Source organism: Methylobacterium currus, from assembly GCF_003058325.1.
Lineage (GTDB): Bacteria > Pseudomonadota > Alphaproteobacteria > Rhizobiales > Beijerinckiaceae > Methylobacterium > Methylobacterium currus.
This window is the reverse complement of sequence record NZ_CP028843.1, coordinates 2,283,386-2,302,067: the sequence shown is the minus strand read 5'-3', so window position 1 is coordinate 2,302,067 and position 18,682 is coordinate 2,283,386. Positions and strand designations below refer to the sequence as shown.

At 71.7% G+C, this 18,682-nt stretch carries 17 protein-coding genes; 7 read left to right on the top strand and 10 right to left on the bottom strand.

The features are described from left to right. Genes DA075_RS11010 through DA075_RS10995 form a run of 4 tightly spaced genes read right to left on the bottom strand, consistent with a single transcriptional unit; the run spans position 1 to position 4,579 of the window. A complete protein-coding gene (locus DA075_RS11010) occupies positions 1–336 on the bottom strand; it encodes a DUF3325 domain-containing protein (RefSeq protein ID WP_099953253.1) in 336 nt (111 codons plus the stop codon). Beyond that, positions 333–1,910 carry a PepSY-associated TM helix domain-containing protein gene (locus DA075_RS11005; protein ID WP_099953252.1) on the bottom strand — a complete coding sequence of 526 codons (1,578 nt, stop codon included), beginning with the start codon at positions 1,908–1,910 and terminating at the stop codon, positions 333–335. The genes DA075_RS11010 and DA075_RS11005 overlap by 4 nt, the downstream gene beginning before the upstream one ends. Further along, positions 1,907–2,215: an iron transporter gene (locus tag DA075_RS11000; protein ID WP_099953251.1), complete on the bottom strand. Its 309-nt coding sequence runs from the start codon at positions 2,213–2,215 to the stop codon at positions 1,907–1,909. The genes DA075_RS11005 and DA075_RS11000 overlap by 4 nt, the downstream gene beginning before the upstream one ends. Positions 2,216–2,224: 9 nt before the next feature. Then, a complete protein-coding gene (locus DA075_RS10995; protein WP_099953250.1) occupies positions 2,225–4,579 on the bottom strand; it encodes a TonB-dependent siderophore receptor in 2,355 nt (784 codons plus the stop codon). Positions 4,580–5,170: 591 nt separating this feature from the next. On the opposite strand from DA075_RS10995, the gene DA075_RS10990 reads away from it, so the two are divergent. Then, entirely contained in the window at positions 5,171–5,449 is a 279-nt protein-coding gene (locus DA075_RS10990; protein ID WP_099953249.1) for a metal/formaldehyde-sensitive transcriptional repressor, read from the top strand. A gap of 14 nt (positions 5,450–5,463) precedes the next feature. Continuing rightward, on the top strand, positions 5,464–6,738 hold the full coding sequence (locus tag DA075_RS10985; protein ID WP_099953248.1) for a nickel/cobalt efflux transporter: 1,275 nt from the start codon (positions 5,464–5,466) through the stop codon (positions 6,736–6,738). On the opposite strand, the gene poxB is transcribed toward DA075_RS10985, so the two are convergent. From poxB to DA075_RS10970, 3 genes are all read right to left on the bottom strand, one after another. Continuing rightward, positions 6,663–8,396: a ubiquinone-dependent pyruvate dehydrogenase gene (gene poxB / locus DA075_RS10980; RefSeq protein WP_099953247.1), complete on the bottom strand. Its 1,734-nt coding sequence runs from the start codon at positions 8,394–8,396 to the stop codon at positions 6,663–6,665. The two genes, DA075_RS10985 and poxB, sit on opposite strands and share 76 nt — an antisense overlap. A 465-nt stretch (positions 8,397–8,861) precedes the next feature. After that, positions 8,862–9,137, bottom strand: a complete 276-nt coding sequence (locus DA075_RS10975) for an adenylosuccinate synthase (protein WP_099953246.1) — start codon at positions 9,135–9,137, stop codon at positions 8,862–8,864. A 120-nt stretch (positions 9,138–9,257) separates the two neighbouring features. Continuing rightward, on the bottom strand, positions 9,258–9,512 hold the full coding sequence (locus DA075_RS10970; RefSeq protein WP_099953245.1) for a hypothetical protein: 255 nt from the start codon (positions 9,510–9,512) through the stop codon (positions 9,258–9,260). A gap of 619 nt (positions 9,513–10,131) precedes the next feature. Here DA075_RS10970 and DA075_RS10960 point away from each other — a divergent pair. The 4 genes from DA075_RS10960 to DA075_RS10945 all read left to right on the top strand — a co-directional run bounded on the left by DA075_RS10960 (position 10,132) and on the right by DA075_RS10945 (position 14,518). Next, the gene (locus DA075_RS10960; RefSeq protein ID WP_099953243.1) at positions 10,132–11,463 is read left to right on the top strand and encodes a YadA-like family protein; all 1,332 of its coding nucleotides are present in this window, start codon (positions 10,132–10,134) and stop codon (positions 11,461–11,463) included. A 39-nt stretch (positions 11,464–11,502) separates the two neighbouring features. Next, the gene (locus tag DA075_RS10955) at positions 11,503–12,135 is read left to right on the top strand and encodes an invasion associated locus B family protein (protein ID WP_099953242.1); all 633 of its coding nucleotides are present in this window, start codon (positions 11,503–11,505) and stop codon (positions 12,133–12,135) included. A 125-nt stretch (positions 12,136–12,260) separates the two neighbouring features. Continuing rightward, the gene (locus DA075_RS10950) at positions 12,261–13,190 is read left to right on the top strand and encodes an AEC family transporter (RefSeq protein WP_099956535.1); all 930 of its coding nucleotides are present in this window, start codon (positions 12,261–12,263) and stop codon (positions 13,188–13,190) included. Between the two features lie 164 nt (positions 13,191–13,354). Further along, the gene (locus tag DA075_RS10945; RefSeq protein ID WP_099953241.1) at positions 13,355–14,518 is read left to right on the top strand and encodes an MFS transporter; all 1,164 of its coding nucleotides are present in this window, start codon (positions 13,355–13,357) and stop codon (positions 14,516–14,518) included. A gap of 31 nt (positions 14,519–14,549) precedes the next feature. Here the strand turns inward: DA075_RS10945 and DA075_RS10940 are convergent, their stop codons facing one another. Further along, on the bottom strand, positions 14,550–15,284 hold the full coding sequence (locus DA075_RS10940) for a RibD family protein (protein WP_099953240.1): 735 nt from the start codon (positions 15,282–15,284) through the stop codon (positions 14,550–14,552). 535 nt (positions 15,285–15,819) lie between these two features. Between DA075_RS10940 and DA075_RS10935 the strand changes: the two genes are divergently transcribed. After that, positions 15,820–17,211 (top strand): GGDEF domain-containing protein, encoded by a 1,392-nt coding sequence (locus DA075_RS10935; protein ID WP_099953239.1) that lies wholly within the window; start codon positions 15,820–15,822, stop codon positions 17,209–17,211. Between the two features lie 22 nt (positions 17,212–17,233). On the opposite strand, the gene DA075_RS10930 is transcribed toward DA075_RS10935, so the two are convergent. Together DA075_RS10930 and DA075_RS10925 are read right to left on the bottom strand one after the other, a co-directional pair. After that, positions 17,234–17,812, bottom strand: coding sequence for an amino acid synthesis family protein (locus DA075_RS10930; RefSeq protein WP_099953238.1), 579 nt, complete (start codon positions 17,810–17,812; stop codon positions 17,234–17,236). After that, positions 17,809–18,681 (bottom strand): UPF0280 family protein, encoded by an 873-nt coding sequence (locus DA075_RS10925; RefSeq protein WP_099953237.1) that lies wholly within the window; start codon positions 18,679–18,681, stop codon positions 17,809–17,811. The genes DA075_RS10930 and DA075_RS10925 overlap by 4 nt, the downstream gene beginning before the upstream one ends. Between the last annotated feature and the right edge of the window lies 1 nt (position 18,682).

The window sequence follows — 18,682 nt, the reverse complement described above, 5'->3', positions numbered from 1 at the left end:
TCAGGCCGGCGAGCCGAGCGCGGCCGCGAGCGTGATCGCCGCCGCGAGCGGGGCCATCCAGAGGAGCGCCCGCGGCCGGTACGACCGGACGACGATCAGCAGGAGGCCCGCCCCGGTCAGGGAGCCGAGCCAGTCGACCGGGCCGAAATTCCAGCCATCCTGCCGGATGGCGGCGGCCAGCGACAGGCCGATCAGCCCCCAGCCGGCGGCGCGCAGGGCGAGCCGGCGCAACCGGTCCGGCGGGCCCGACCACACCGCCTGATGGTGCCGGGCCATGGAGAGGCACAGGGCGGCGAGGCCGAGGAAGCTCAGGCCCGCGGTGACGAGGAGCGTCATGCCTGGCCCATCTGCGCCGCGGCCGTTGCCGCGGGTTCGGCCGCGGGCTCGGCCGTGACTTTGCCCGCCCGGCGCGGGCCGGCGAAGCGGGCGACCTTGTGCGAGACGAGGGCGAAGCCGGCCGCCAGCCCGAGGAGCGCGGCGTCGAAGCCCAGGAACCAGGCCGGGTCGTCCCAGGTCTCGCGGGTGGTCGCGACGTCTACGAGCACCACCGCGACGAACAGGCACGCCACGAGGGCGAGCGCCCCGCGCCAGGCCCGCCGCGGCGCCGGCCATGCCCCCACCACGGCCACCGCGAGCCAGGCGCCGAAGAACACCCAGATCTCGCGCTCCGCCCGGTCCCCCAGGTCGACGGGCAGGAGCCGGTTGGCGAGGAAGTAGGCGGCGATGCCTGCCGGCAGGCCCGCGATCGTGCCGAGGTTGAGGGTGTGGACGAGGCGCCAGCCCCATCCCGTCGCGGCCCCGGATTTCGGCAGCCGCGCCACGGTCCAGAGCACCAGCCCGCTCCCCACCATGGCGCAGCCCAGGAGACCGCACAGGAAGAACAGCACCCGCAGGGCCGTCCCGGCGAAATGCGCCTCGTGCAGGCCGACCATCGTGGTGAAGGTCTTGGCCGCCGGCCGCAAGGCCCCCGACAGCACCTCGACCACGGCGCCGCTGGTGCCCGCGAAGGCGACCTGCGGGTGCTGGTGCGAGAGGCCGTGCGGCTCCTCGAACACCGCCACGACCGTGGACTTCGCGTCGCGCGGGTTGGCGATGGTGAGCCGCTCCAGCGGCTCGGGGATGGTGGCCAGCGCCTCCCGCACCATCGGCCCGACCGGGGCGAGGGTGCCGGGCTCGCCCGCGGGCGGGCGCGCCGTCGTGATCTGGCCGGTCTCGGCGAAATAGGCGAACTGGTCGCCCTTGTAGGCGGCGGTGACGCCCCAGGGCATGTACATCAGCGCGAGCGTCACGACGCCCGTATAGGTGATCATCAGGTGGAACGGCAGCGCCAGCACGCCGCTGACGTTGTGGGCATCGAGCCAGCCGCGCTGCGCCGCCTTGTCCCGCCGCAGGGTGAAGAAATCCGAAAAGATGCGCCGGTGGGTGACGATCCCGCTCACCAGGGCCACCAGCATCACCATCGCGCAGATCCCGACGATCCAGCGGCCCCAGAGCGGGGCGAGGTTCAGCTCGAAGTGGAAGCGGTAGAAGAAGTTGCCGCCGCGGGTGGCGCGCAGCGCGGCGGGCGCGCCGGTCTGCGGATCGAGGAGGACGTGGCCCGGCGGCGTGCCGGGCTTGTTGCGCCAGAACAGCTCGACGAGGGGCCGCTCCGGGGTCGGCAGGCCGACGAACCAGGTGCGCGCGTGGCCCGCATGGGCCTCGAGATGGGCGACCGCGCGCTCGGCGGCGGTGGCCAGGAGATCGGGGGTGACCGTGATCTCGCGCCGCAGCTCCGGCTGCATCCAGCGCGAGATCTCGGCCCGGTAATAGGTCGCGGTGCCGGTGACGAACACCGCGAACAGCACCCAGCCGACGACGAGGCCGGACCAGGTGTGCAGCCAGGCCATGGACTGGCGAAAGCCCTGCTTCATGGCGACGATCCGATGGGAAGAGATCCGGCAACGCACCAGAGCGCGAGGCCGAGCACGATGGCGAGCCCTCCGACGATCGCGGCGGCGCGCCGAAGCGAGCGGGCCGCGAAGACCGCGACCACGAGGCCCACCATGATGACGAAGCTCAGGAGCGTCGCCGTCGTCACGGCTTCCGACCGGGGCATCGGCAGGATCAGCGACAGGAGCGCGGTCGCGAGGCCGGCGACCGCGTAGCCGCCCCCCGTGGCGAGGACGACGCGTCCTGCCACCGCGGCCCGGGAGGGAAGCGTGGATGAGCGGGTCATGACACCTCCTTACCAACGGTAACGCAGGGTCGCGTAGACCGTGCGCGGCAGGCCGTAGAAGCAGGTGGCGTAGGAGAAGCAGCCGGTCACGGTACGGTCGTCGAGGAGGTTCTGGGCATTGACCTGCAGATTGAAGCCCGTGAGCTTCGGGTCGAGATGCTTGAGGTCATAGGCCGCCACCGCGTCGACCAGCACGGCCTCGGGCACCCGGAAGGTGTTGGCCGGATCGCCCCAGGAGCCGCCGAGGTAGCGGACGCCTCCGCCGAGGCTCAAGCCGAGGAGCGGGCCGGACTGGAAGCGATAATCGAGGAACAGCGAGGCGGTGCGGTCCGGCACCTGGACCGGACGCAGGCCCACGATCGGCACCTGCCGGCCCGTGACCTGGTTGAAGGTCGTGGCGGTGTCGCGGGTGTTGCGGATGTCGAGGAACGACACGCCGCCGATCAGGTTCAGCCCCTCGGCCAGCGTCGCGCGGGCCTCGAACTCGACGCCCTGCACGCCGATCTCGCCGGTCTGGAGGCTGAAGGTCGGGCCGTTCACCGGGTCGGCCGTCAGGGTGTTCGAGCGCTTGATGTCGAAGGCCGCCGCGGTGAGCAGGATGTCGGTGCCCGGCGGCTGGTATTTGATGCCGGCTTCGTATTGCCGGCTGGAGATCGGGTCCGGGATGCGCCCGGCGGTGCCGAAGGCCGGATCGTAGATGCGTCCACTGATGATCGGCTCGAAGGCCTCGCTGTAGGAGACGTAGGGCGCGACGCCGCTGTCGAAGCGGTAGAGCAGGCTCGCCCGGTAGGTCAGCGCGTCGGAGGGTACGTCCTGGAACGCCACGGCGCCGGTGGCGAGCGTCCGGGTCGGCCCGGTCTGCCGGGCGGTGTCGTAGCGTCCGCCCAGCGTCAGGACCAGGCGGTCGACCTTGATCTGGTCCTGGAGGTAGACGCCGGTCTGCTGCGCGGTGATGCGGGCATTGCTGGTGAAGCCCGGCACCGCGATGGTCATGTCGTAGTTCGGCGCCAGCGCGTTGAGGTCGGGCGCGGCGGGGAACGGGGTCGAGAGCGTCCGGGTCTCGATCGTCTGGTGGTCGACGCCGAACAGGGCGGTATGGGCAAGGGGCCCGGTGTCGAACGTCGCCTCGAAATAGTTGTCCATCGTGTAGGCGTCGATCGCCACGTCGGTGGCGATGCGCGAGCGGTTGATCAGCGGCCCGGTCGTCAGCGCCGAGGGCGTGGAGATCGGCGTGGTGGCGCTGAAGGCGCCGTAGACGCTGCGATACTGCCCTTCCGTGCGCAGGAAGCGGCCCGACGAGTGGAACCGGAACGCGTCGTCGAACCGGTGGTCGAGGATGTAGGTCACCGCGGCTTGCGTGCGGTCGGACTGCTCGAAATTGCGGTCGCCGTCGTAGAAGTCGACCGGCAGGCGCCCGACGATGCCGTTGCCGAAATTGCGCGGGAAGAGCGTGCCGAAGGCCGGGAAGCCGCCGTAGAACCCGGAGAACGGATCGCGCTGGTAGAGGCCGAGCACGGTGAGCGAGGTGTCGGCCGAAGGCCGCCAGGTCAGGCTCGGCTGGATGAAGGCGCGCTCGACCCGCGTCGTCACCGCCGGCCCGTCGCCGTTCCAGCCGAGGCCCGTCACCCGGTAGGCGAATTGCTCGGTGCCCGGCACGGTGGTCTCGGAGGCGATCGGCCCGCCGACATCGAAGCCGCCCCGGACCTCGCTGAAGCCGCCGCCCTGGACGAAGACCTCGCCGTGGCGGACGAATTGCGGCATCTTCGACGTGAGGTTGACGATGCCGCCGGGGCCGGACTGGCCGTAGAGCACCGAGGCCGGGCCCTTGATGATGTCGATGCGCTCGAGCCGGTAGGGATCGACCGACGGGAAGGCATCCCGGGAGGTCGGCAGGCGCATCCCGTCGAGGAAGAGCGGCGCGGTGAAGCCGCGGATCGAGAACTGCTCCAGCCGCGTCGAACCGGCACCGCCGCGCTGCTCGGTCGTCACGCTCGGGCTGTAGCGCAGGGCCTGGTTGATGGTGAGCGCGTTCTGGTCCTCGATCTGCTCGCGGCCGATCACGGTGATCGATTGCGCGGTCTCGAGGATCGGCGTGTCGGTCTTGGTCGCCACGACGCTGCGCGAGGCGACGTAGCCCGGCACCGGCCCGCGGGCGCCGCCCGGTTGCGTGCCGGCGGCGGTCGCGGCGACCGGGCGGGGGGCGCCCTCGATGCTGATCGTGTCGAGGGCGATCTCGCTCCCGTCCTGGCCGCGCGCGCCCGCCGCCATGCCGGCCGACAGCACCACGCCCGACAGGAGCGACCGGGTCAGCCGACGCCCCGCGAGCGAGAGGGGGAAGGCGCGACGCGACGACGGGACGGGCATGACGAGAATCCAGGGCGAGCGGGAACGCTGGGCGCGGCCAGCAACATCAGGGCGGAGCCCGGGCGGCCGCGGCTGGAAACCGAATGGCAAAATCGATAAACGCTCACAAGAACTATGTTTTTTAGCTATTATAATGAGAGTGACGGCTGATTTATCCCTTTGATAGACAGAACGACTTTTGTGGATCGGCGTCCAGTGCGGTCAAGTCAAGAAGAAGAGCTTGTGAACCCGCGGATAGGCCGGGGCGCCGGTCGAATGGCATGGCTGGACCGCCAACGCAGGGTCAAGCATGCTTCTCCCGTATGGATTAGTCCGGAAGACATATAAATTGCGGCGCGCGGGGTGCGGCCCGCCCTGCCTGCGGGCGACTGGTCTCATGCGACGAAAGCTTCGCCGTCCGTGATCCACGCGTCGGGGTCGGCTCGCGGGTCAGGGATCTTGTCCACCGGGCCGGCGCCCGACCGGCACGCATGCGGGAGGCCGGGCGGGTCTCGGCGTCCGTGCCGCGGGTAGGCTATGACGCAACACCCATTTTTCCCTCGACAACGATAGGGTACCCCCCTATCTATCCAGACCAGGAAGTCCGGTCCCATGGCCCACACGATCAAGGACAAGACCAAGCTGCTGGCGCGGGTGCGCCGGATCAAGGGACAGGCGGAAGCCGTCGAGCGGGCCCTGGAGGCCGAGCTCGGCTGCGCCGATGTGCTGATGCTGGTCGCCTCGATGCGCGGGGCCATCAACGGCCTGACCGCCGAGCTGATGGAAGACCATATCCGCCACCACGTCGTGAACCCGGACAGCGAGCCGGATGCCGACCGCGCCAGGGGCGCGGCCGAGCTGATCGAGGTGGTGCGGACCTACCTCAAGTAGCAAAGAGCGCCCTCATGACGTCGCTGCCCGACCTGCTGCAGCAGGGAGCCGCCCATGCCTGGCTGTTCGTACCGAGCGCGATCCTGCTGGGCGCCCTGCACGGCCTCGAACCCGGCCACTCCAAGACGATGATGGCGGCCTTCATCGTCGCGGTGCGCGGGACGGTCACGCAGGCGGTGCTCCTCGGGCTGGCGGCCACGCTCTCGCACACCGCCGTCGTCTGGGTGATCGCGCTGGCCGGGCAATCGTTCGGGCAGCATTGGGGAGAGTCGTCCGAGCCGTATTTCCAGCTCGCCTCCTCCGTCCTGATCGTCGGCGTCGCGCTCTGGATGGCGTGGCGCACCTGGCGCGAGCACCACGGCCACCCGCATCGCCATGACCGCCACCATCACAACGACGAGCCCCACCCCGTCGCGACCCGCGGCGGGCTGCTGACGCTCGCGGTGTTCGAGGACGGCGTGCCGCCGCGCTGGCACGTGCGGAGCAAGCGCGGCCCGCTGCCCGACGAAGCGGTGCTGACCGTCACGACGCTGCGTCCCGACGGGGCGCGGCAGACATTCGGCTTCATCCGCAAGGGCGACCGGCTCGAGAGCCGCGAGGAGATCCCGGAGCCGCACGCCTTCACGGCACGGCTGCGCCTCGACGGGCCGGCCGGCGCGGAGGAGCACGAGGTCGCGTTCGAGGAGCACGACCACCTGGACCTGGGAGACGAGGACGACGCCCATGCCCGGGCCCATGCCGAGGACATCCGGCGGCGCTTCGCGGGCCGCCACGTCACGACGGGGCAGATCGTCCTGTTCGGCCTGACCGGCGGGCTGATCCCGTGCCCGGCGGCGATCACGGTGCTGCTCCTGTGCATCCAGCTCAAGCAGTTCAGCCTCGGCTTCGCCCTCGTGGTCTGCTTCAGCATCGGGCTCGCGCTCACGATGGTGTCCGCGGGCGTCCTGGCCGCCCTCAGCGTCCGGCACGTCGCGTCGCGCTGGTCCGGCTTCGGCACGCTCGCCCGGCGGGCTCCCTACGCCTCCGCCGCGCTGATCGTGCTGATCGGCCTCTATACCGGGTGGCTCGGCTGGCAAGGCATCCAGCACGGACCGGCCTGGCACGCCGCCCGGGCGGGGAGTGCCGCGCGGCATCCTGACCGGCGCGAGGTGGCCGTCCCTCGGCGGCGTCGCCGCCGAGGGACGGTGCAGACCCGGTCACCCGATCGGCTGGCTCACCGGATCAGGTTGGATTTGGCCAGGTCGACGATCTCGTCGCCGCGGCCGTTCATCACCGCCCGCATCACGTAGAGGCTGAAGCCCTTCACCTGCTCGGCCTGGATCCGGGGTGGCATGGCAAGTTCCTGGCGGTTCGTCACCACGTCGAGGAGGGCGGGGCCGTCATGGGCCAGCATCTCGGCCAGCGCCCCCTCCAGCTCGCCCGGATCCTCGACCCGGCGCCCGTGCAGGCCGGCGGCCCGGGCGATGGCGGAAAAGTCCGGGTTCTGGAGCGCGACGCCGGTCTCGAGGTAGCCGGCGGCCTTCATCTCCAACTCGACGAAGCCCAGCGTGCCGTTGTTGAACACCACCACCTTCACCGGCAGCCTCTCCTGCACCAGGGTGAGGAGGTCGCCCATCAGCATGGTGAAGCCGCCGTCGCCGGCGAGCGCGATCACCTGCCGATCCGGCAGTGCGGCCTGCAGCCCGATCGCGTGCGCCATGGCGTTGGCCATCGAGCCGTGCGCCCAGGAGCCGATCAGCCGCCGGCCCTGTGACATCTTGAGATAGCGCGCCGCCCAGATCGTCGGGGTGCCGACATCGGCCGTGAACACCGCGTCGGGGCTCGCCGCCTCGCTGACCAGCCGGGTCAGGTATTGCGGGTGGATCGGCTTGCGGCCGGGCTTGCCGGTGGCGAGCTCGTCGAGCCCCTCGCGGGCCTTGGCGTAGTGCCTGAGGCAGCGTTCCAGGTGACCGGACTCCTTGCGCGCTGTCAGCCGCGGCAGCAGGCCGGCGATCGTGACGGCGACGTCGCCGACGAGGCCGAGGTCGAGGCGGCAGCGGCGGCCGAGATTCTCGGGCCGGATGTCGACCTGGGCGATCCTGGCCTTCTCGGGGTAGAATTGGCGGTAGGGAAAGTCGGTGCCGAGCAAGAGCAGGGCGTCGCAGGCCTCCATCGCGGCGTAGCCGGAGGAGAAGCCGATCAGCCCGGTCATGCCGACGTCGTAGGGATTGTCGCTCTCGACATGCTCCTTGCCGCCGAGCGCGTGCACCACCGGCGCCCGAAGGGCCTCGGCGAGGCGGATCACCTGGTCCCGCGCCCCGGCGCAGCCGCGCCCGCAGAACAGAGTCACCTTTTCCGACCCGTTGAGGAGGTCGGCCAGCGCGTCGAGCTCGTCCGCTGGCGGCAGGACGATCGGCGGCTTCGGGGCGAGCGTCGCGGGCGCGGCGAGCGCCCGCTCGGGCGCCTCCTTCAGGGCGACGTCGCCCGGGAGGACCACCACCGACACGCCGCCTTTGCCGATCGCCGTGCGGATCGCGATCTCGAGGACGAACGGAAGCTGGCCTGGGTCGGAGACCAGCTCGCAATAGTGGCTGCACTCCCGAAACAGCTCCTCCGGGTGGGTGGCCTGGAAGTAGGTGGTGCCGATCTCGGGCGAGGGGATGTGGGCGGCGATCGCCAGCACCGGGGTGCGCGTGCGGTGGGCGTCGTAGAGGCCGTTGATGAGGTGGAGATGGCCCGGCCCGCAGGAGCCGGCGCAGACCGCGAGCCCGCCCGTTCCTTGCGAATCGGCCGAGGCCGCGAAGGCCGCCACCTCCTCGTGGCGCACATGCACCCAGCGGATCTTGCCTCTGGCCCGGATCGCCTCGGTGAGGCCGTTCAGGCTGTCGCCGACGACGCCGTAGACGCGGTCGACGCCGGCCCGTTCCAGGGTCTCGATGCACAGATCGGCAACGGTGCGGCCCGTCATGGCAAGCTCCTCATGGCAAGCTCCTTCTGGCAGCTCCTGCGCCCGGGCCCGGCGGCTCGGCCGCTGCGGGCGAGGACAACGAACGGTCTCGGGGCGCCCCATCCCGAAACCGGATCTAGGGCGCGTTCGCCGAAAGAGGACGCGGGGCGGCGAGAGCGCCGATTCGTGCCGGGGGCTGCCGGAGGCCCGGCCGATCGCGATGGCCCAGAGCCATGTCGTCGCCGCGGGCGTGCCGAATCTGGTCAGGGTGCACCAGGAGACGACAGAAAATGAGGCTGAAAAGAAAAAAGGCCACTCTTGCGAGCGGCCCGAAGTCTAGGGAGGAAACGCCCAAGAGGGCTGGCAAGTCCGCGACGCCATCGCGTCCTTGCGTGAGCCATGTATCCCATGAACTTTCGCACTGCACAATCCGGACCTTGGTGCGGGGTGCCATGCGCCCGGCGCATGGAGTGGAGCCCCGGGCGGTCAGGCCGGCCCGATCTCGAATTCCATCCCGCGTCCGGGGCCCTGGTCGGCGTAATCGACGAGCGTGTAGCCGCGCTCCGACAGCGCCGCTTCCAGCTCGTCGCGGTGCCGGCGGAACATCTGCCCGATCGCCAGCGGCGTCAGGCGCGGGCTCGCGCGCCGCAAGGTCTCGACGCCGACCTGGACCGGCGCGCCCTCCCGGTCGGCGATCCGGATCAGGATCGCGGCCAGTTCTGCTGCCTTGGTCTCGGCCGCGGATTTCGCCTTGAAGGCCATGATTCACTCCTTGTCCGGAGCATCCTGCGATGGCTCCGCATTGGCTGGCCTGTGCCCGGGCCATGCTCCATGTCGTCGATCGTGCCGCAGCGTCCGCGACGAGCAGCGTCGAGCAATCCTCTACCCGCCGCTGATCTGCTCGGCGAAGTCGTCCGGGACCTCGCCGAAGGTGCCGAGGATCGTCACGCTGTCGAGTTCGCCGGTCTCGTCATCCGCGACGATGCGCAGGGCGGCGGCCCCCGGCATCCGGCCGGCAATCGCCTCGGCGCGCTTGAGCGCCCCGCTCTCCGTCGGCGCCACGTCGCGCGCGCCCGGCCGCAACCGCTTCCGGTGCACCTCGAATGTCTGCACCATGAAGGTCGTCCGCATCGCCATCCTGTATCTCCCGCCACCAATCCCTGACGCCCGAAGCGCGGCCGTCAATCGCCGGCCCGCCTGTTCTTTTTTCGTTCTAGAGCATCATCCGATCGCGCTGCAATCGGACGAGACTCTAGGTCCTTGATTTTGCCGCATTTTCTGCGGCGAACCGCTATCTGCTTCGTCGAAAAATGCTCTAGCGTATCGTTCCGCGCGGCTCCACCGCGCCGTCGTCGCGGCCGGTGCGTGGACGGGAGCACCCGCGCGTGCAGCATGACTTTCATGACGGAGCAGTTGCTCGGATGCGTTGAGGCGACGCTCTGGAACAGGATGGCGCCGGCCAACATTGGCCCGGCCAAGATCGGCCCGACGGGGTACGATCTGCAATCCGGTGCCGCCTCGCCTGACCGGCCCCTCGCGGTGCCCCCGTCCGGTCGCATGGCGCAGCCCGGGGCGTCGCGGATGAAGCCGGCAAATGAAACGGGCAGATGAAACAGGCAAGGTGCGCCTTGACCGTTGCGGCGCGCAGCTCCAGGCCTGCCGAAACGCGGATCTCTGCACGCCATGGGGCGTCTCACGCGAGCACATCATGACGCAAAGGTATCCTTAATCAAATTTCAAGGCTGCTGCCTTAACGATGGTCGTCGAGTGTCGCCCCATCGAGAGGAAACCTCGTCTCTGCGTAAGAGAGACGATTCGGCTCTACAAGACGGTCGCCTTCGCCGACCGGACCGGCGCGGCCCGCACGCTCGCGGGCGTCGGCGCCGGCCGGGTCGCCGCGGGCAGCCAGGAGGGCGTCAATGGCGGTCAGCTCCACGGCGTGACCGCCTCGCTCGCCACGGCCCTCGGGGGAGGCGCAGGGATCGCCGCCGACGGGACGCTGACGGCACCGCGCTTCACCGTGCAGGGCAGCACCTACGGCTCGGTGGGCGGTGCCCTCGGGGGGCTCGACGCCGCGGTGACCAATCTCAACACCAGTGGCAGCCGCTACGTGGCCGTCAACAGCACCGGCGCGGCCGCGCAGGCGAAGGGCGCCGACACGCTGGCGGCCGGCCCCGGCGCGGTGGCGAACGCCGACCGCGGCGTGGCGCTCGGCGCCGGATCGGTCGCGGCCCGCGGCGGCCTGAACGGCGGCGCCGAGGCGTTCTCCGGCGTCGCGGTCGCCTCGAACCAGGGCGCGGTCTCGGTCGGCGACGCCGGTGCCGAGCGGCAGGTCATCAACGTGGCCGGCGGCACCAAGGCCACCGACGCGGCCAACCTGCGCCAGCTGCGCGCGGTCGGCGGCAACCTCGCCGGAGCGCTCGGCGGTGGCGCGGGCTTCTCCGGCGACGGCACCTTCACGGCCCCGTCCTACACGGTCGCCGGGCAGCCATACGCCAGCGTCGGCGCGGCCCTCGGCGCCGTCGAGGCCTTCGGCATCCGCTACGACGTCGACCCGGCAACCGGCGGGCGCGGCCAGTCGATGACCCTGGCGGGCGGCGACCCGAACCAGCCGGTGCTGGTCCGCAACGTCGCCGGGGGCGTCCTGCCGACCGACGCGGCGAATGTCGGCCAGGTGACCCAGGCCGCCGCCCAGGCGCGGGCCGACGCCAACGCCTATACCGACCGCAGCGTCGCCGCCGCCTCGGCCGCGGCAAACGCCTATACCGACACCGCGGTGGCGCCGCTGCAGCGTCGGATGACCGCCTTCGGCAGCCAGCTCGCGGACCTGAACCGCCAGGTCGGCGAGGTGCGCGGCGAGGCCCGGCGCGCCGCGGCGATCGGGCTCGCCGCCGCGGCCCTGCGCTTCGACGACCGGCCCGGCAAGCTCAGCGTCGCGGCAGGCGGCGGCGCCTGGCGCGGCGAGACCGCGGCCTCCTTCGGCCTCGGCTACACCCTGCCGGACGGCTGGGCGCGGGTGAACGCCACCGGCGTCGCCGCCGGCCGCGACTTCGGCGTCGGCGCCGGCGCGAGCTTCACGCTGAACTGAGGAGGAGGCTTGCCGTCCACCTGTCCCCGAACCGCCAGTATGCCGGGCCGCCGCGGCAGGTCGGCCGCCCTCGTCGCGGCCCTCCTCCTGCTCATCCCTGGCTCGGCCGCGGCGCAGCTGCGCGGCAGCCTCGGGGAGGCGGGACCGGAGATGGCGCCGGTGGCGACTGGGTCCGTGGCGCCGGCTGGCCGAGAGCTCGGGCAGCCTCCCGGCTTCGCGATCAAGCCGGTCGCCGGAGCGCCGGCCAAGCCCGGCCTGCGGCGGGTGATCGAGACCTTCGGCGGCTGGACGCTGATCTGCGACGAGGAAAGAGGCCGCCGGATCTGCAACGCGTCGCAATCGATCGTGGCCGCTGGCGGACACCTGGCCTTCAGCTGGTCCCTCGCCGCGACCCGTGGCGGCGAGCCGGTCTTCATCCTGCGAGCCCCAGTCACCGAATTCCCCGCTCATACGGTGACGCTGGGATTCGGGCAGAGCGAGACGGTGATCCGCCTGCCGACCTGCGACGCCGCGCTCTGCGTCGGCTTCCTGCCCCTCGACGCCGCGATCGTGCGTCAGATCAAGAGCCGCGCCGGCGTGACCATCCGTTACCGCGTGCGGGAGGGGGCCGCCCCGGTCACGATCGCCGCCTCGCTCGACGGGCTCGGGGCGGCCATCGGCAGCATCCGCTGACGGGTCAGCCCGGTCCCGGCGCGGCCCCGCCCCGTCGGAGGCGCAGACCTCCCGCCCTTGCGCCTCCGCCCGTGCTGCACCAAAGCGGGTCCCGCCGGCGCTCCGCCCGGTTCCGGCGCTCCCCGATGCAGGCCGTCCTCAACGCCGCCCTTCCGATCTTCGCGCTGATCCTGGCGGGCTTCCTGTCCGGACGCACCGCCCTGTTCGGGCCGGCCGCCGCCGACAGCCTGAACAGGTTCGCGATCTACCTCGCCCTGCCGGCACTGATGTTCGGCGCGATGGCGAAGATCACGCCGGACCAGGTCGCCCAGGTCGGGTTCGCGGCGGCCTTCGCGGGCGGCATCGCGGCGGCCTTCGCGGCGGCGTTCCTGCTCGGGCTCGGACGGGGCCTGCGCGGGGCCCAGGCCTGCATCGAGGGGCTGGATGCCGGCTACAGCAATGTCGGCTTCATGGGCATCCCGCTCTGCCTCCTGGTCTTCGGGCCCGCGAGCCTGCCGGCCGCGGTGATCGCGACCCTGTTCACCGCCTGCGTGCTGTTCCTGTTCGCGATCGTCCTGATCGAGCTCGACCTTCAGAAGGGCGCGGGGTCCGGCACCGCCCGCAAGGTGGTGCTGGCCCTGGTGCGCAACCCGCTCCTGATCGCGCCCCTCGCCGGCCTGTCGGTCGGGCTCGCCGGCTTGCCGGTGCCGGGCCCGATCGAGCGCTTCGCCGCGCTCCTCGGCGGCGCGGCCTCGCCCTGCGCCCTCGTCTGCATCGGGCTGTTCCTGGCGCAGGAGCGCGTGGGGCTCTCGGACAGCCGGCCGATGGCGGCGCTCGTCGTCCTCAAGCTGGTGCTGCAGCCGGCGGTGACCGCTCTCCTCGTCTACAAGGTCTTCGCGGTGCCGGACCTGTGGGCGCGGGCGGCGGTGCTGCTCAGCGCCCTGCCGATCGGCTCGGGACCGTTCACCCTGGCCAAGCTCTACGGGCTCGAGGCCGGCGTGACCTCGGGCGCGATCCTCCTCTCGCACGTCGCCTCGGTGGTCACCGTCTCGCTGCTGGTCGCCTGGCTCGCCTGACGCATGTGACCTTTCGGCCGCGTGCGGCGGGCGAATGGCGGCCCGGCCGCCGACCGGCCCCGCCGCCTCCGCACCGCCATGTTTTCAGGGCGATCAGGGGTCTTGCGCGTTCCGCTCCACCCCGCACGGCCCGCTCCTCCGGAGCGCCGGCCGAGGCTTTGCCCGTGCCCGCCACCCGTCAGTTCCACCTGCTCACCCTCCACTGCACGGCGGCGCAGGCCGCCACATCCCTCGCCGGCGGCTTCGTCGGCGCCTACCTGATGAAGATCGGGCTCGGGCTGCCGGCGGCGCTCTGCGTCTACGCCGCGATCCTGGCGGCCCGGTTCGGCTTACGCCTCGCCGTGCTGCCGCTGGTGCGGCGCATCGGCCTGCGGCGCGCCCTGCTCGTCGGCATCGCCGTCAACGCGCTGCAATTCTGGCCCCTGGGCCAGGCCGGGGACCTGCGCTGGCTGATCGCCTGGATCGGCATCGTCGCCCTGTCGGAAGCGCTCTACTGGCCGATCCTGCACGCGGCCTCCGCCGTCACCGCCGCCGGCGAGACCCGCGGCCGGCAGATTGCCGCCCGCCAGGCCGCGACCGGGCTGATCGCCGTGGTGGCGCCGCTCCTCGGCGGCTTCATCCTGACCCGCTTCGGGCCGGCGGCGGATTTCGGCCTCGCCGGCGCGATTCTGCTCCTGTCGGCCCTGCCGGTCATGCGGATGCGGGCGATCGAGGCCGGGCCGGTCCCGACCCTCAGGGCCTCGTTCCGCGATGCCGACCGGCGCGGAATGGCGACCTTCGCGGCCGATGGCTGGATGGCCGCGGGCCTGAGCCTCGCCTGGCCGATGGTGCTCTTCACCACGCTCGGCTCGCGTTACGAGGCCTTCGCCTGGTCGGGCTCGCTGGCGGCGCTTGCCGGCATCGTCGCCGGCCTCGCCTGCGGCGCGGCGATCGACCGGGGCCGGCGCGGTGCCTCCCTTGTTGCAGTGGCGGCGGCGCTCGCCGCGGCGTTCGCCTTGCGCACCGGCCTGTCCTGGCTGCCGGGGGCGGCCCATCTCGCCAATGCGGCGGGCGCGGCGGCCAACGGCCTCTACATCCCGGTCATCATGAGCGCGATCTACGAGCGCTCGAAGCGCTCCGGCGCCGCCTACCGGTTCCATCTCGGGGCCGAGACGGGCTGGGATCTCGGCGCCATCGGCGGCTGCCTGGCGGGCGCCGCCACGGCCTCCCTCGCCGCCGCCCCGTCCCTGGCGATGCTGCCGGCCTCCCTCGGCCTCGTGGCGATGGTCGCCTGCGTGCGCGACCGGCAGGAGCAGGGGATGATGCCGGAAGAGGCGGTGCCGGCCTGAGCCGCGCGGGAGGCCGGGCGAGGGTGGAGGCTCACCCTTCGCCCGGCGCCGGCTCCACCGCGTAGCGCAGCCACACCATCCCACCTTCCAGGGTCTCGGTGTGGGTGTGCCGCAGGGCCTGGCCCGCGCCCGGCCGCTCGTCCGGCGCGCCCGCATAGTCGACGATGCTCTGCACGCCGGCCAGCCCGTCGACCGCCGGCTGGATCAGCACGCTGAACTCGTCGATCAGCCCCTGCTTCAGGAAGGCGCCGTTGATGCCCGCGCCCCCTTCGAGCAGCATCGTCCTCGCCTGGAACAGCGTGCCCAGGGTCTCCATGGCAAGGCCGAGATCGCGCCCGTCCGGCCCGGCGAAGAGATAGGACACCCCGGCCTCCCGCAGGGTGGCGAGGTCGGAATCGGACACGGACTCCGCCAGCACCGCGACGGCGTGGTCGCCGTGGATGTCGTCGGTCGGGTAGTTCACCCGGCCGTGCGGATCGAGGGCGACGGCGAGGGGGCGGCCCCGGCGGTCGCCGAGGAACGGCTCGCGCCCCGCGATGCCGGGGCCCGAGGCTGAGCGCGGCTCGGCCCGCACGATCTCCTGCATGGTCCGGCGTCCGACCATCCAGCCATCGGCCCCAAAGCCCTCCGTCACCTCCTCGTAGTGCCGCCTCAGCCGCGCCGCGTCGATGCCGGCGGCCGGGACCGTGAAGCGGCTGGGATGCAGCCGCCCATCGATGGAGGTGACCATGTGGCAGATGATCTTGGGACGGTTGGGAGTGCGCATCGGTTCGGATCGTCCTCTTGAGGAGTCGTCTTGTCTCTCCGGGGGACTTCCCCGGTCGGCTCGCGCGGGCAATGCCGCGACGGCGCCTCCGGATCCCGCGCAGCGACAGGGCGCGACGCCGTGGCCTGGCCCGGGCGCTGACGTGGCTGTCCGCCCACCCTGCACCGTCGATCGAACCGAGATGGTGGAATGCGCTTGAGTCGCCGCCGCGTTCGCGGGAATGAAGCGGGGCCGGTTGGCGACGTTCGTTTCGGCAGCGGTCAGGTCGAAGGCGGGTTCTCCCGGCTCGTCGGCCCCGCCCGTACCGCACTGAAGTCTCTCTCCCGCGTGAACGATGATTTAGGAATTTATAGCTGCGGCCCCGCGCTGTCGTCGCTTAATCGAATCTTGAATGTTGAACCCGAGTCTAACAAAATCAACCTGGGTCGGCAGCGCGGAGAGAGACATGGGAACGGGAGGCTGCCTTCTTCGGAGCACGGCCGTTCCATCCCCATCCGGCGTGAAGGCGCGATTTGTCAGGAGCCGCACGTAGGACATGGCGATCGTTCCCTTCTTCCGCGGGCTCTTCGCCGCCGGGCCGCCGGCCCGGGACAGGGCGCTCGCCGGCCGTCTGATGCGGGTGATCTTCGGCTGCTACATCGTGGTGGCGGTCGGCCTGACGGCTCTGCAGATGCTCGTCGCCTACCGGGCGGCGAGCCAGCGCCTGCAGGACGACGTGGCGGCGCTCCAGCGCACCTTCAGCCCCGGCATCGAGGATGCCATGTGGCGCTACAACGGCGAGGTGCTGCGCGGCATCCTGACGGGCATGCACGAGATCCCGGCCGTCGTCGGGGTCGAGGTGCTGGACGAGGCCGGCCGGCGCATCCAGGCGATCGGAACCGTCACCGACGCGTCCGGACGGATCTGGCATATCGGCAGCCGGGAAGGGGAGGCGCCGCCGACGCGCAGCTTCGGCACCCCGTTCAGCCGCACCTTCCCGGTCGTCCACACCGACGGGAATGGTCGCTCCTACCCGATCGGGTCCTGGACCGTCCATTCCGACGACAGCATCGCGATCGAGCAGGTCAAGAACACGCTCTACGTGATCCTGATCAACTCGGCGATCAAGTCGGTGATGCTGTGGTTCATCTTCTACCTGGTGATCCGCACCATGGTGGGTCGGCCGCTGGGTCAGATCCGCGACTACCTCGCCCGGATCGACGCCGACACACTCGCGGCGCCGCCGCTTACGATCGAGGCCGGCGGGCGCAACGAGCTGCACGCGCTGGCGGGCGCGCTCAACACCATGCGCGACCGGCTGCGGTGCTCCTTCGAGGAGAACGCCGCCCTGATGCGCGACCTGCGCGAGATGAACGCGACGCTGCAGGACCGGATCGCCGAGCGCACCCGCGACCTCGAGGCCCTGGCCCATACCGACCTGCTCACCGGCCTGTTCAACCGGCGCAAGCTCGATGAGGCCCTGGCCGAGGCGGCGGAGCGGGCGGCGGTGAGCGGCGCCCCGCTGGCGCTGATCCTCGGCGACGTCGACAACTTCAAGTCGGTCAACGACCGGTACGGCCACACGATCGGCGACCAGGTCCTGGTCGCCTTCGCGGCCCTTTTGCGCGACGCTGTGCGGCCGACCGACATCCTCGGCCGCTGGGGCGGCGAGGAGTTCATGCTGCTCTGCCCGGCCACCGATCTCGCGGCGGCCACCGCCATCGCCGAGCGCCTGCGCCTGCGCGCCGAGGCCACGTCCCTGCCGGAGGTCGGCCCCCGCACCTGCTCCTTCGGCGTCGCCGTCCTGGCGCGGGGTGAGAGCACCGACAGCTTGGTCGCCCGCGCCGACGCCGCGCTCTATCGCTGCAAGCGCACCGGACGCAATCGCGTCGAGGCGAGCCCCGGGCTCCGGCCGGATGCCGGAGTGCAGGCGCGGGGGGCGGCGTGACGCCCCCGCGCGTCGGTTCCGCCTACCGCTGCCCGTCCCACTTCGCGATCGCGTCCTTGGTCAGCCCGCCGACCCGGGCATGCGGCCGCCCGCCGGTGGTCATCGCCAGCGCGAACAGGATCTCGTCGGCACGGGGGCCGTCCGCCACCGCCACCGTGACGCCGTCGAAATGGGAGCGGACATAGGCCGCGTCCTTGTGGTGGATCGGCACGTCGAGAGAGGCGCCCATCGGCCCGACCTTGGTCATCGACGGCACGATGGCGAGCGCCTGTCCGAGCAATTCGCGCATGGCGTAGCCGCCGGGCACGTGCCACAGCGCCCCGTGCTCCAATTCGCCCGCCGCTCCCACCAGTGAGCCCTTGCCGTAGGCCTCGATCCGGCCGGGATCGCCGCCGAGCGCGTCGAGGAGCTTGCGGGCGCACTCGACCCCGAGCGGCTTCATCGCCTCCATCATCGGGGTGATCTCGGGCTCGTAGCGCCCGGCGAAGGGGTTCTTCACCAGGCAGGCCACAGCGCCCTTGAGGATGGGCTGGTCGAGCACCGGACCGCCATCGTGGCGGACCTCCTCGACGGTGACGACGATCTTGCGGACCTCGATCATGGGCGGATCTCCCGTGTGGTGCCGAGACGGCTTGTGTCTTCGAGAACGATGGACCGGCCCTGGAGCATCAGGGCGGCGGAGCGGATCAGGCCGGCGGCGCGGAATCCGGCCGCCCGATGCCGCCCGGCCTCGAGGGCGGCGTCGATCTCAGGATTGGAGAGCGCCGGCACCGCGACGGTGACGAGGCGGGCGCCGAGGTCGGAATCGGGGTCGAGGGCGGTGGCGGGCACGCGCTCCACGCCCGGATGCCCGGGCAGGTCGACCGCGTTGGCGATCAGCGTCGCGGCGGCATCGGCCGTGGCGGCGTCGCGGGCGAGCACGGTCACCGAATCGGCGAGGCCGAGGGAGAAGGAGCGACCCTGCCGCCCCGACGTGGCGACGCCGCCGATGCCGTCTTCGTGGCGCAGGATCACCCGGCCGTTCAGAGCCGGCACCGGTCCGCGGGAGAAATCCGCGGCGACGCCGATCGCCAGGGTCTCGCCCTCGGTCAGATGCAGGGCGATGTCGCCGCCGTCGTTGACGAAGGCCTTGTCGAGGGGAGCGGCCTCGCACATCGCGTCGAGGATCTCGTCGGCCACGGCGCCCGCCACCGCGGCCATCGGGGTGATGAAGTCCTTGTGCGGTCGGCACGCCGCCACCATCCGGCGGGCGACCGCGCCGTCGACCTGCGGCCGGGCGCTCATGGGCTTGCGCAGCTCGGGCAGCTCGGCGACGAGTTCGCCCAGGATCGTGGCGAAGCGCGCGATCGCAGCCCGGTGCGCCTCGTCCACCGCGGCCTCGGCCCCGTAGGCGCGCAGGACCAGGTCGATCGGCCCGTGCTGCAGGTGCAGCCGGCCATCCGCCAGGACCTGATGCGCCGGGCCGTCCATC